Raw genomic sequence first — 13,400 nt, forward strand, 5'->3', positions numbered from 1 at the left:
CCTGCTGCGAAACCACGGGAAGGCTGTGTCGGAGATGGCGCGCCCGGCTGGGATCGAACCAGCAACCCCTGCCTTCGGAGGGCAGTACTCTATCCATTGAGCTACGGGCGCATTCGGCAGAAATGCTCGGCGAAAAGCGCTGCAAAATCACGAGGTTGATGCGACATGCGGCGCCAGAGCGAGATCGAGAGGATACCCGTTTTCGGGCGGCCCGTCCACCACAGGCCCGCCGGCGCAACCCGCCGGGCCGTCGAAGGCTATCTCCATCAACCACAAATCAGCGCCAGAACCGACAAAACGTTCGCGTAAACGCCTACTGAACACATTCCAGCCCCGCTCACCGGCGCCGAAACCTTCCGTCTATAATCGTCCGTGGCTGATCAAGAACAAAGTCGTTGCCGTCGCGCTGTACCGCTCACAATACCCATGGGAGACGAGACAAGCATGAGCGAAGCACCACACGGAGCCCCGATCAAAACCCCCGGACAGCTGATCGCCGCAGTCATCGCCGGCTTTGCTGTCCCCATTGCCATCATCGTTCTGCTCGCCTACTACGTCGACAACTCGACCCGCACGGGCGCGGGCACCGATGGTCTGTCCGACGCCGTCGTCGACTCGCGCATCACGCCCATCGCCAAGGTCGAGGTCCGAGACGCCAACGCGCCGCGCGTCTACAAGACGGGGGAGGAAGTGTACAAGGCCGTCTGTTCGGCCTGTCACGCGGCAGGCGCAGCGGGCGCGCCGAAATTCACCAACACCGGCGACTGGGCGCCACGCATCGCGCAAGGCTTCGACACGCTCTGGCACACCGCGCTGACCGGCAAGGGCGCGATGCCCCCGCGCGGCGGCACGAGCCCGGACGACTATAGCGACTACGAAATCGGCCTCGCCGTTGCTTATATGGCGAACAACGCGGGCGCGAAATTCGCCGATCCGCCGAAGCCCGTGCCAGGCCAGCCTGCTGCGGGTCCCGCGGGCGCATCCGGCGCAGCGGCCGCTTCGGGCGCCGAAGCGGCATCGGGCGCGGCAGCAGGCGCGTCCGACACCGCCAGTGCGCAGGCCGCCGCCGCGATGGCCGCGATGAAGAACGTGCCCCAAACCGCCGCGCCGGCATCGGGCGCGCAAAGCGCTGATGCATCGCAGGCGGGCAAGGCGCTGTATCAGCAGGTCTGTCAGGCCTGTCACGCAGCGGGCGTCCTGAACGCGCCGAAATTCGGCGACAAGGAAGCCTGGGCGCCGCGCCTGAAAGACCCGATCGACACCATCTACAACTACGCGCTGCACGGCAAGGGCGCGATGCCGCCGAAGGGCGGCTCGAACGCATCGGATGCGGACGTGAAAGCCGCCGTCGATTACATGGTCGGCGCGGCGAAATAAGCAGCGCACATCTTCAGCGTCAGACGCAACGAAAAATCCCCGCCTCGTGCGGGGATTTCTCATTCATGCGCGGTGCGCGGTCCGCCCATCACGCCTTCTGCAACAGCGCCTTCAGACTCGCCAGCCGGTCTTTCGGCGTCATCGGCGCTTCGTCCGGCGTCGGCGGCGGCGCTTCGTCGAGGCCCATTTCGGGGATGAAGCGCGATGGCTCGCACACCACCGTCTCGCGCGCCCGCTTGCGCTTCTTGCACCAGTTCAGATGCAGGCTGCGCTGCGCGCGCGTGATCGCGACATACATCAGCCGGCGCTCTTCCTCGATGCGCGCATCGTCGATCGGGCCGTCGTCCTCGGTGCCGCCGCGATGCGGCATGATGCCTTCCTCGACGCCCACCAGAAACACGTGCGGATATTCGAGCCCCTTCGACGCGTGCACCGTCGACAGACGCACCGCATCCGGGTCTTCGTCCTTGCCTTCGAGCATCGACATCAGCGCGACCGTCTGAATCAGACCGAGCAGATTCTTGCCGGTGTCGGTGAGACCGTCGGCGGTGTCGTAGCCGGTCTGCTCCGAGCCTGCTTCGGGTTCAGGCTTCGTGCCTTTGCGTTTGAGCCATTCGAGAAACTCCAGCACGTTCTGCCACTTCGCCTGGGCCTGGCGTTCGTCGAATGCGTCGTACAGATACGCTTCGTAGTGGATCGCTTCCATCATGTCATCGAGGACCGACGTCGCGGCGTCTTTCTCAGCGCGGTCTCGCAGACGCTGCATGAAATCGCAGAACACTCGCAGCGGCTCGACCTGCCGCGCCGACAGCCGCGCCTCGATGCCGCCCATGTACACCGCTTCGAACAGCGACACCTTCGCCTGGCCCGCGAACGCGCCCAGCGCTTCGAGTGTCGTATTGCCGACGCCCCGGCGCGGCGTCGTGATCGCGCGGATGAACGCGGGATCGTCGTCGGCGTTTGCGATCAGCCGCAGATACGCGCAAATATCCTTGATCTCGGCTTTGTCGAAGAACGACTGGCCGCCCGACAGCACATACGGAATGCGCTCGCGGCGCAGTACCTGTTCGAAAATGCGCGCCTGGAAGTTGCCTCGATACAGGATCGCGTAATCGCGAAACTGCGTGCGGCGCTCGAACTTGTGCGCCGACAGCCGGAACACGACGGACTCGGCTTCGTGCTCTTCGTCGTTGCACCCCGTGACGGTGATCGTGTCGCCCATGCCGTGCTCGGACCACAGCTTCTTCTCGAAGAGCTTCGGATTGTTCGCGATCACGTTGTTCGCCGCCGTCAGGATGCGCACCGTCGACCGGTAGTTCTGCTCGAGCTTGATCACATGCAGCTTCAGGAAGTCCTTGCCGAGCTGCGCGAGGTTTTCGAGCGTCGCGCCGCGCCAGCCGTAGATCGCCTGATCGTCGTCGCCGACGGCCGTGAACGCGGCGCGCGGACCGGCCAGCAGCTTCACCAGTTCGTACTGGCACGCGTTGGTGTCCTGATACTCGTCGATCAGCAGATAGCGCAGCTTGTTCTGCCAGCGGTCGCGCACCTGCTCGTTCTTCTTGAAGAGCTCGGCGGGCAGGCGGATCAGATCGTCGAAGTCGACGGCCTGATACGCGTGCAGCGTCGCGACGTAGTTGCGATAGACGATCGCGGCCTGATGCTCGTCCTCGTTCGACGCGATCGCCATCGCCTCTTCCGGCATGATGAGGCCGTTCTTCCACAGCGAGATGATCGTCTGGATCTTGCGGATAAAGCCCTTGTCCGTCGAGCCGACCTGTTCCTGGATCATGCCGAAGCAGTCGTCGGAATCCATGATCGAGAACTGCGGCTTCAGGCCGACGTGCTCCGCCTCCTGGCGCAGGATCTGCACGCCGAGCGAGTGGAACGTGCACACCGTCAGCTGGTTGACGGGCACCTTGCGGCCTTCCTTGCCGGGCGCCGTCAACGTTTTGCCTTCGAGCAGCTTGCCGACGCGCTCGCGCATTTCGGCAGCGGCCTTGTTAGTAAAGGTGACGGCAGCGATATGGCGCGGCTCGAAGCCTTTGTTTTCGATCAGGTGCGCGATCTTCTGCGTGATCACGCGTGTCTTGCCGCTGCCCGCGCCCGCGAGCACGAGGCACGGACCGTCGAGATAGCGCACCGCTTCGCTTTGAGCGGCATTCAGGCCTGCGGACATCGTGTGTGGATGAGAAATGAATTGAGGGCGCTGCTTGACTAACGAGCGACCCGGAAACATGCAGCGAGACGGCTCGAATGGCGCAACGTGTCGGACGGGTGCAGGAGGTGGGGCATGGCGCTTGCCGAACGATCCGCCGCGCATCCGTCTTGCATCTATCTCTTGCGCCACGCACTTGATTCCATGCGCTTTTTGCCGTTCGCGTGAGAACCGCGATGTTAACACGAATGCTCTTGCGAAGGCCTCGGCTCATGCCTTCGGGACAGCACGCGACGCGGCGTGCGCTAAACCCGCGCGCCGCGAGCCGAAGCGCGTCCGTGCCACAATTGCGCCGTTGCGCGCCGCCCCTGCTGCGCGCCGCTTTTGCAGGAAACGCGCATGTCTTCATCGCTGAAAATTGGCTTGATGGGCTACGGCTTTGCCGGCGCCACCTTTCACGCGCCGGTGATCGAACACTGCGGACGCGCGAACGTCGCCGCAATCGCCACGGGACAACCCGACAAGGCTCGCGCCGACTATCCGAACGCGCGCATCGTCGCCGATATCGATGCGCTGCTTGCGCTGAAAGACATCGAATGCGTCGTGATCGCTACGCCGAACGACACGCACTTCGACCTGGCTCGCCGCGCGCTCGAAGCGGGCAAGCACGTCGTCGTCGACAAGCCCGTCACGCTCACGGCCGCCGACGCGCGCACGCTCGCCGACCTCGCGCACAGCAAGGGCCTGCTGTTCGCGCCGTTCCACAACCGCCGCTGGGACGGCGATTTCCTGAGCGTGCGCGAGCTGATCGCAAGCGGACAGCTGGGCCGCATCACGCATTTCGAATCGCATTTCGACCGCTTCCGTCCGGGCATCCGGCAGCGCTGGCGTGAGGAGGCATCGCGCGGCGGCGGTTTGCTGCTCGACCTCGGCCCGCATCTGATCGACCAGACGCTGACGCTCTTCGGCGCGCCCGAGACGGTCTATGCATCGGTGAAGGCGTATCGTGACAACGCGAGCGCGCCGGACCACGTGCATCTGCTGCTCGGCTATGCAACCCATGAAGTCGTGCTGCACGCGAGCGCGCTGACGGCAATCGTCGCGCCGCGCTTCACGATCCACGGCACGCGAGGCAGTTACGTGAAGTACGGCCTCGACACGCAGGAAGATCAGCTTAAGGCAGGCCTGCGTCCCGGCGACGCCGGCTTCGGCGGCGGCAACGAGGCGGGCACGCTGCGCGTGCTCGAAGGCGAACAGGAAGTAAAGCGCGAACTGCCGACGCGCGACGGCGTCTATGTAGAGTTCTACCGCGCGCTGGCGGCCTCGATTCGCGACGGCGCGCCGTTCCCGGTCAGCGCGCAGGATGCCGTCGACGTCATGACGATCATTGAACTCGCGGCTCGCAGCGACAAGGAAGGCGTGCGGTTGCCATTCCGGCGCGGCGTGTGAAAGCGGGATAACGCTCTACGTGCGTTTTTCCCTTAGTCCCGACGATTTCGCTCAGGCCTTTCGCGCCTTCGAGGGTTCCTCGTCGCGCGCGGAACGCCTGAAGGCGCCGCCTGCCCTCGCCGGCAACCGACGGTAACGAAACCACACCGGCGCAGCGTCATCGCGGGCCGTCCGTCGTCCGTTGCTTGCGTGACGGGATCGACACCCTCCCGATCGACACCTTTCAACAGGAGAACCTATGCAACGTATCGTTCGCGCGCTTGGCTGCTGCGCACTGGTTGCGTCGCTGGCCGCGTGCGTCATCACGCGCCAGCAGACCGCCCAGCCGCATCCCGAGCCGAATCCGCACGAGATGGCCGTGCACCGCTTCGAGCAGGTCAACGGCCGTATCGACAACATGGGCCATCACATCGACACCCGCGTCAACGAGGGCCACTATCCGCCACCCGAGGGCGGCGCGCTGCGCCGGCGTCTCGACACGATCCGCCAGGAAGCACACGACATGGCGGCGCAGCACGGCGGCGGCCTCACGGGCGACGAGCAGCGTGTGCTGAATCAGGAGCTCGATACGGCGGCAGCGGCGATCAATCGGTGATCTGCGGCTCATCATCGGGAAACGCGGCACCTTGCGAGCGGCCGCGTTTTTCATCCATTTTTCAGGCCGATCAAGCCCGATGGCGCGTGGTCTTCCATGCGCATTCTTGACGCCCGACGCGCCCCCGCCATTTCACGAAGTGCCCGAGCATGGAGTACAAGTCCTTAACGCTCTGCCGAAAACCCGGTGTTTCAGGCCAGTGACCTAGAAAGGTAGAGCTTTCCAAGGGAAACTGTCGATAAACTACTGTATATATGAACAGTACTCGAACCGAAACGACCCGAACCTTGCGCGTGCGTCTGAAAGACAGACACGCGGTTTTTTTGCGCGCGCAATCACGGGAAGTGAACTTCGTCTGGAACTACGTCAACGAGCTCGGTTTGAAGATACTGCAGCGTGAAGGTCGATTCTGCACGGCATATGACCTGCATCGTTATACGGCTGGTGCGACGAAGGAAGGCCTGTCACTGCATTCACAGACCGTACAGGCAGTTAATGAGCAATACGTCTCGCGGCGCTGGCAGTCCAAGAAACGGCGCCTGGCGTGGCGCAAAAGCAGCGGCGTTCGCCGCTCGCTCGGCTGGATTCCCGTGAAGGCATCGGCCCTGCGCTACAAGGGCGGACAGGTTTGGTATTGCGGACAGCCACTTTCGTTGTGGGACTCCTATGGCCTGCATCAGTACGCGTTGGGCGCGGGCAGTATCAGCGAAGACAGTCGCGGCCGCTGGTATCTCAATGTAACAGTGAAGGTCAGGACCGCGGAGAAGAGCTCGACGACACGCGCCGTCGGTATCGACCTAGGGCTGAAGGACTTCCTTGCGACGAGTGACGGCGACAAGGCCGAAGCTGGCCGGTTCTATCGCGATTTGGCGCAGGGCATTGCCGTAGCACAGCGGGCGAACAAGCCGAAGCGCGTGAAGGCGCTCCATGCGAAGGTAGCAAACCGGCGCAAGGATGCCCTGCACAAGCTCAGTACCACCCTCGTACGCGAGTACGGGGCAATATTTGTTGGCAACGTGAATGCCCCCGGCCTGGCGCAAACGCGCGCGGCGAAGTCCGTGCTCGATGCGGGGTGGAGTACATTCCGAACCATGCTGCAGTACAAGTGCGCGGACGCAGGCGTGTGGTTCGATGAAGTCAATGAAGCGTTTTCGACCCAGACCTGTTCGTGCTGCGCGAGCCGCACCGGGCCGAAAGGTATCGCAGGTCTTGGAATAAGGGAATGGCAGTGCTTCGGGTGTGGCGCCGTCCACGACCGCGACGTCAATGCAGCCCGTAACATCCTCGCTACGGGGTTGGACGGGTTGAACAGGGGTGGCGCGACGCTGGGCGTACCAGACGGGCCCGCTCTGCCTGAACCGCGGCCGGACGTGGCCGTCTAGCAGTAGGAATCCTCGGCCTTCCAAGCCGGGTAGGACGTCAATTGACAAGCCTCCCACCCTCGCGTACATTCGCCGCACGCGTCGGGAGAGCGCGCCGCCTGCTGTCGTCTTGAGCACACAGCATCCAGCGCCGCCGAAGGGGCACACCCGCAAACTCTCAGGCAAAAGGACCGAACGCGTCGAAAAATCCGCTCGTCATCAGGTCATAGCGACCTCATTCGAATGAGCGCGCATTTTTCGCACTCTGGAGAGCGGCAGTAGCGCCGATGCACACATGCTGCACGCGCAAGCTGCCCACCGAAGGGGCGCGCGCCACGCCATCCAGCACTCGCTGACGGCGGCGCAATCTCTCAGGTATCGAGGACAGAGGGGGCATGCAGTAATCGCTCGTTGGCCCACAGTGGGATCAGGCCGCGAGGGATTTCGCCGCATGGCCTTTCCTGTTTAGCGACGCCCGAGGCCCCGATGACCGAACTCAAACACACCCCGCTCCACGCCACGCACCGCGTGCTGAATGCCCGCATGGTCGACTTCGGCGGCTGGGACATGCCCGTCAACTACGGCTCGCAGATCGAAGAGCATCGCGCCGTGCGCACCGATGCAGGCATGTTCGACGTGTCCCACATGTGCGTCGTCGATTTCACGGGCGAACGCGTGCGCGCGTTCTTCGAGCGCGCGCTGGCCAACAACGTCGGCAAGCTGCAGACGCCGGGCAAGGCGCTCTATTCGTGCCTGCTGAACCCCGAAGGCGGCGTGATCGACGATCTGATCGTCTACTACTTCTCCGAAGACCATTTCCGCGTCGTCGTGAATGCCGGCACGGCCGAGAAAGACGTCGCTTGGTTCAACAAGCTCAACGACTCCGAAGGCTTCGGCCTCACGATCGAGCCGCGCCGCGACTACGCGATCGTCGCCGTGCAAGGCCCGAACGCGCGCGAAAAAGTCTGGGCGACGGTGCCTGCCGCACGCGCCGCCAGCGAAGGCCTCAAGCCGTTCAACGCGGCGCGCGTCGCCGATACGCCGTTTGGCGAGCTGACCGTCGCGCGCACCGGCTACACGGGCGAAGACGGCTTCGAAATCATCGTCCCCGCCACTCACGTAGAAGCGTTGTGGAACGCGCTGCAGGCACAAGGCGTGCGTCCCGCGGGCCTCGGCGCGCGCGACACGCTGCGCCTCGAGGCAGGCATGAACCTGTACGGCCAGGACATGGACGACAACGTGTCGCCGCTCGATGCCGGTCTCGCATGGACCGTCGACCTGTCCGCGCCGCGCGATTTCATCGGCCGCGCGAAGCTCGAAGCGGACGGCTCGAAGTCGTCGTTCGTCGGCCTGATCCTGCACAAGGACAACGGCAAGGCGGCGGGCGTGCTGCGCGCGCATCAAAAGGTCGTCACGCCGCACGGCGAAGGCGAAATCACGAGCGGCACGTTCTCGCCGACCATGCAGGAATCGATCGCCTTCGCGCGCGTGCCGAAAGGTGTGCAGCCGGGCGATGTCGTGCACGTGCAGATACGTGACAAGGCACTTCCCGCCAGCGTGGTTAAACTGCCATTCGTGCGCAACGGCAAAGTGCTCGTGAGCTGATCGATACCCGAGCTCGCGATGAGCGTCACGAGACAGTCACCAGACAGACACTAAAGCGTCGCGTGCGTCCCATCCATCAAGTCAACCGAATCAAACCGTTTTAGGAGCATCCGATGAGCATCCCGGCCGATCTGAAATACACCGAATCGCACGAATGGGTCCGCACCGAAGCGGACGGCACGCTGACGGTCGGCATCACCGACCACGCGCAAGAAGCGCTCGGCGACATCGTCTTCTTCGAAGTGCAGCAATTGGGGCAAACCGTTTCGGCGGGCGATACCGTCGCCGTCATCGAATCGGTGAAGGCGGCTTCCGATATCTACGCGCCCGTCTCGGGCGAGATCATCGAAGCGAACACAAACGTCACCGATACGCCCGATGCCGTGAACGGCGCGCCGTACGACAACTGGCTGTTCAAGATCAAGCCGGCTGCGGGCGCATCGCAGGATCACCTGATGGACGCCGCGGCATACGGCAAGTCGATCGGCGAATAAGTCATCTACTCACGACAGGCGCGGCGTTCACGACTGGCGAGCGCCGCGCCGGCAGGAACATTCAATGAAGCTCGAACACCCGGATCATCTGATGAACCGCACTCCCCTCTCGCTCGCCGCGCTCGAAGTGCATGACGCCTTCGCAGAACGGCATATCGGCCCGGATGCGGCCGATCAGCAGTCGATGCTCGAAGCCCTCGGCTTCGCATCGCGCGCCGCGTTGATGGACGCGGTGATTCCGAAGACGATCCGCCGCCAGGACGCGCTGCCGCTCGGCCCCTTCGCCCAGCCGAAGAGCGAAGCCGAAGCGCTCGCCGCGCTGCGCGAACTCGCGGACAAGAACCAGGTGTTCCGCTCGTACATCGGCCAGGGCTATTACAACGCGCACACGCCCGCCGTCATCCTGCGCAACGTGCTCGAAAATCCGGCGTGGTACACGGCCTATACGCCGTATCAGCCGGAAATCTCGCAGGGCCGTCTCGAAGCGCTGCTGAACTTTCAGCAGATGATCGTCGACCTGACGGGGCTCGCGATCTCGAACGCATCGCTGCTCGACGAAGCGACGGCCGCCGCCGAAGCGATGACGCTGCTGCAACGCGTCGGCAAGCCGAAGTCGAACATTTTCTACGTGGCAGACGACGTGCTGCCGCAAACCATCGAAGTCATCAAGACGCGCGCGGAGCCCGTCGGCATCGAGGTGAAAGTCGGCCCGGCAGCCGATGCCGCTAACGCAAATGCGTTCGGCGTGCTGCTGCAATACCCGGGCGTCGACGGCGACGTGCTCGACTATCGCGCGCTCACCGGCGCGATCCACGCAGCGGGCGGCCACGTGGTCGCCGCCGCCGATCTGCTCGCGCTGACGATCCTCACGCCGCCGGGCGAATGGGGCGCGGACGTTGCAGTGGGCAACTCGCAGCGCTTCGGCGTGCCCGTCGGCTTCGGCGGTCCGCACGCTGCGTACCTCGCCGTGCGCGACGAGTTCAAGCGCCAGATGCCGGGGCGTCTCGTCGGCGTCACCGTCGACGCGCAGGGCAATGCCGCGCTGCGTCTCGCGCTGCAAACGCGCGAACAGCACATCCGCCGCGAAAAGGCGACGTCGAACGTGTGTACCGCGCAGGCGCTGCTCGCGATCATGGCCAGCATGTACGCCGTCTATCACGGCCCGCGCGGCCTGAAGACGATTGCGCAGCGCGTGAACCGCATCGCCGCGCTGCTCGCCGAAGGCGCGAAGCAACTCGGCTACACGCTGGTCAACGAGACGTTCTTCGACACGCTCACGTTCGAAACGGGCACGCGCACGCAGGCGCTGCACGACGCGGCGACGGCCAAGCGCATCAATCTGCGCCACGTGAGCGACACGCGTGTCGGCATTTCGATCGACGAAACCACGACACGCGCCGATCTCGCCGATCTGCTCGCTGCATTCGCGCAAGCCGCGTTCGTCAGCGACGTGCCGCAAATCGATGAACTCGACGCGAAGCTCGCTCAATCGAACACGTTCCCGGCAGCGCTCGAACGCGAAAGCGCGTATCTCACGCATCACGTGTTCAACCGTCACCATTCGGAAACGGAAATGCTGCGCTATCTGCGCAGCCTCGCGGACAAGGACCTCGCGCTCGACCGCTCGATGATTCCGCTCGGCTCGTGCACGATGAAGCTCAACGCCACGTCGGAAATGCTGCCCGTCACGTGGCCCGAGTTCGGTCAGATCCATCCGTTCGCACCCGCTCAGCAAACGGTCGGCTACCGCGAAATGATCGATCAGCTCGAACAGATGCTGGTCGCGGCCACCGGCTACGCGGCCGTGTCGCTGCAACCGAACGCAGGCTCGCAAGGCGAGTACGCGGGCCTGCTGATCATCCACGCGTATCACGAGTCGCGCGGCAAAGGTCATCGCAACGTCTGTCTGATTCCCGCTTCGGCGCACGGCACGAACCCGGCGTCCGCGCATATGGCGGGCATGCAGGTCGTTGTCGTCGCGTGCGATGCGCAAGGCAACGTCGATATCGAAGACCTGAAGAAGAAGGCCGGGCAGCATGCCGACAAGCTCGCGGCGATCATGATCACGTATCCGTCGACGCACGGCGTGTTCGAGCAGAACGTCCGCGAGATCTGCGAGATCGTGCATGCGCACGGCGGCCAGGTGTATGTCGATGGCGCGAACATGAACGCGATGGTCGGCCTCACCGCGCCGGGCCAGTTCGGCGGCGACGTCTCGCACCTGAACCTGCACAAGACGTTCTGCATTCCGCACGGCGGCGGCGGACCGGGTGTCGGTCCCGTTGCTGTCGGCGCGCATCTGGCGAAGTTCCTGCCGAACCAGACGTCGACGGGCTACGAGCGCGACGCGAACGGCATCGGCGCTGTCTCCGCTGCGCCGTATGGCTCGGCGTCGATCCTGCCGATCTCGTGGATGTACATCGCGATGATGGGCGCGAAGAACCTGACGGCCGCGACCGAAGCCGCGATCCTCAACGCGAACTACGTCGCGAAGAAGCTCGCGCCGCATTACCCGGTGCTGTACTCGGGCCCGGGCGGACTGGTCGCGCACGAGTGCATTCTCGATCTGCGTCCCATCAAGGAAACGAGCGGTATCAGCGTCGACGACGTCGCGAAGCGTCTGATGGACTACGGCTTCCACGCGCCGACGATGAGCTTCCCGGTGCCGGGCACGCTGATGGTCGAGCCGACCGAATCGGAATCGAAGGAAGAGCTGGACCGCTTCATCGAGGCGATGATTGCGATTCGCAATGAAATCCGTGCTGTCGAAGAAGGCCGCAGCGATCGCGAAGACAATCCGCTGAAGCACGCGCCGCACACGGCGGCTGTCGTCGTCGCGAACGAATGGGCGCATGGTTATGCACGCGAGACGGCGGCGTATCCATTGCCTTCGCTCGTCGCGAAGAAGTACTGGCCGCCCGTCGGCCGTGCGGACAACGCGTATGGCGACCGCAATCTGTTCTGCTCGTGCGTGCCGATGGCGGACTACGAATAAGGCCGTATTCAGCGCATCGATATGTTGAAGTAATGTGAACCGCGCGTCGCGTCGAAACGTGTCGCGCGGTTCTGTCCATTGTTCTGTTGCTTGGCGCGTCAAACCGTTACCATCACACACCGACTCAGCCCAACGAAGGAGTTTCGCATGGTGCGACAGGTGCGAATGATGCAATCCCGGACACATCGTACGCGTGCGCCGCAACAACGCATTTCCCCCTCGCCGCTTGCGGCGCTGTTGATGATGGTCGCCGCGTTCTGCGCGCAAAGCGCACACGCCGCGATGAACCTCTGCGCCGCGCCTGCGCTGCAAACCAGCGAGCGCACCAACGCCGATCCGGGCGTCAAGGCACTGGTAAGCAATGTTCAAGCGCACCTGACCGAGCCTGCGCACGCGGTGCGCCAATTGCATACGGAAGGCACGCTGCCGCATGAAGGCATCTACGATCAGAGCAAGGACGCGGAGAAAGACCTCGATCTGCTGCGCGATGCTGCGCTCGCGTGGCGCGCAACCAGCGACGACCGCTACCTGAAACTCGTCGACCGTCTGCTGTATGCATGGGTGACGACCTATGAGCCGTCGTTCAATCCCATCGACGAAACGCCGTTCGAAGGGCTGATCCTCGCGTACGACATGACCGCGAGCGCACTGCCCGTCAAGACGCGCAACGCGACGATGGCTTTCCTCACGAAACTCGCCAACGGCTACATCGCTCAGATCGACGCGCAAAAGCGGCCGCTGACGGGCACGTTCCGAAACAACTGGCAGAGTCATCGGGTCAAACTGATAGCGATGGCGGCGTTCACGCTCGACAACCGCAAGATGATCGACGCGGCGCAGCGTCTGTACGTCGAGCACGTCAACGACAACATCGCGCCCGACGGCACGACCGTCGATTTCGGCGAACGCGATGCGCTGCACTACGTGACCTACGATCTTCAGCCGCTCGTGACGGCCGCGCTTGCGGCACGCCGCCACAACCGCAACTGGCTCAACGAGCGCGCGCCGGGCGGCGCGACGCTCGCCGCCGCGTTGAACTGGCTCACGCCCTACGCAAGCGGCGCGAAGACACACGATGAATTCGTGCATTCGAGCGTGCCGTTCGATGCAAAGCGCCGCGAAGCCGGCATGCCGGGCTACAGCGGACAGTGGGACCCGAAGAATGCGGCCGAGCTGTATCACCTCGCCGCGCGGCTCGACGGACGCTACACGCCCGTCGCGCTGAAACTGGCACCGACGCCGCCCGCGTGGCTCGCCGTGTGCCTGCCGTTGCCGGCGCGTTGATCACGCGTCGCGCATTGGTCGCCGTATTCGGCACATTCTGCTGCCGCGTTACCCACGCAGTGCAGCACAAACGAAATTCTTGTTA

9 protein-coding genes, 1 tRNA gene and 2 riboswitches are annotated in these 13,400 nt (G+C 64.0%); of the genes, 8 read left to right on the plus strand and 2 right to left on the minus strand.

Going from position 1 to position 13,400, the window contains the following annotated elements; translation table 11 throughout:
• Positions 1-35: 35 nt before the first annotated feature.
• Positions 36-111: transfer RNA gene (locus tag GCT13_RS17315), tRNA-Arg, on the minus strand.
• A 333-nt stretch (positions 112-444) separates the two neighbouring features.
• On the opposite strand from GCT13_RS17315, the gene GCT13_RS17320 reads away from it, so the two are divergent.
• Positions 445-1,377: a c-type cytochrome gene (locus GCT13_RS17320; RefSeq protein ID WP_152760149.1), complete on the plus strand. Its 933-nt coding sequence runs from the start codon at positions 445-447 to the stop codon at positions 1,375-1,377.
• A gap of 88 nt (positions 1,378-1,465) precedes the next feature.
• On the opposite strand, the gene GCT13_RS17325 is transcribed toward GCT13_RS17320, so the two are convergent.
• The gene (locus GCT13_RS17325) at positions 1,466-3,553 is read right to left on the minus strand and encodes a UvrD-helicase domain-containing protein (RefSeq protein ID WP_152760151.1); all 2,088 of its coding nucleotides are present in this window, start codon (positions 3,551-3,553) and stop codon (positions 1,466-1,468) included.
• 378 nt (positions 3,554-3,931) lie between these two features.
• Between GCT13_RS17325 and GCT13_RS17330 the strand changes: the two genes are divergently transcribed.
• The 7 genes from GCT13_RS17330 (at position 3,932) to GCT13_RS17360 (ending at position 13,315) form a co-directional block, all read left to right on the plus strand.
• Complete coding sequence (locus GCT13_RS17330; protein WP_152760153.1) at positions 3,932-4,981, plus strand: oxidoreductase; 1,050 nt, start codon at positions 3,932-3,934, stop codon at positions 4,979-4,981.
• A gap of 238 nt (positions 4,982-5,219) precedes the next feature.
• Positions 5,220-5,576 (plus strand): hypothetical protein, encoded by a 357-nt coding sequence (locus tag GCT13_RS17335; RefSeq protein ID WP_152760155.1) that lies wholly within the window; start codon positions 5,220-5,222, stop codon positions 5,574-5,576.
• Positions 5,577-5,869: 293 nt separating this feature from the next.
• Positions 5,870-6,958 carry an RNA-guided endonuclease InsQ/TnpB family protein gene (locus GCT13_RS17340; protein ID WP_321574432.1) on the plus strand — a complete coding sequence of 363 codons (1,089 nt, stop codon included), beginning with the start codon at positions 5,870-5,872 and terminating at the stop codon, positions 6,956-6,958.
• A gap of 73 nt (positions 6,959-7,031) precedes the next feature.
• Positions 7,032-7,141: riboswitch (glycine riboswitch) on the plus strand.
• Between the two features lie 51 nt (positions 7,142-7,192).
• Positions 7,193-7,335: riboswitch (glycine riboswitch) on the plus strand.
• Positions 7,336-7,423: 88 nt separating this feature from the next.
• Entirely contained in the window at positions 7,424-8,542 is a 1,119-nt protein-coding gene (gene gcvT, locus GCT13_RS17345; protein ID WP_152760157.1) for a glycine cleavage system aminomethyltransferase GcvT, read from the plus strand.
• Between the two features lie 113 nt (positions 8,543-8,655).
• Positions 8,656-9,036 carry a glycine cleavage system protein GcvH gene (gene gcvH, locus GCT13_RS17350; protein ID WP_152760159.1) on the plus strand — a complete coding sequence of 127 codons (381 nt, stop codon included), beginning with the start codon at positions 8,656-8,658 and terminating at the stop codon, positions 9,034-9,036.
• A 64-nt stretch (positions 9,037-9,100) separates the two neighbouring features.
• On the plus strand, positions 9,101-12,031 hold the full coding sequence (gcvP, locus tag GCT13_RS17355) for an aminomethyl-transferring glycine dehydrogenase (protein ID WP_152760161.1): 2,931 nt from the start codon (positions 9,101-9,103) through the stop codon (positions 12,029-12,031).
• A gap of 147 nt (positions 12,032-12,178) precedes the next feature.
• On the plus strand, positions 12,179-13,315 hold the full coding sequence (locus tag GCT13_RS17360; protein WP_152760163.1) for an alginate lyase family protein: 1,137 nt from the start codon (positions 12,179-12,181) through the stop codon (positions 13,313-13,315).
• Positions 13,316-13,400 lie beyond the last annotated feature (85 nt).

This window comes from Paraburkholderia franconis, from assembly GCF_009362735.1.
Lineage (GTDB): Bacteria > Pseudomonadota > Gammaproteobacteria > Burkholderiales > Burkholderiaceae > Paraburkholderia > Paraburkholderia franconis.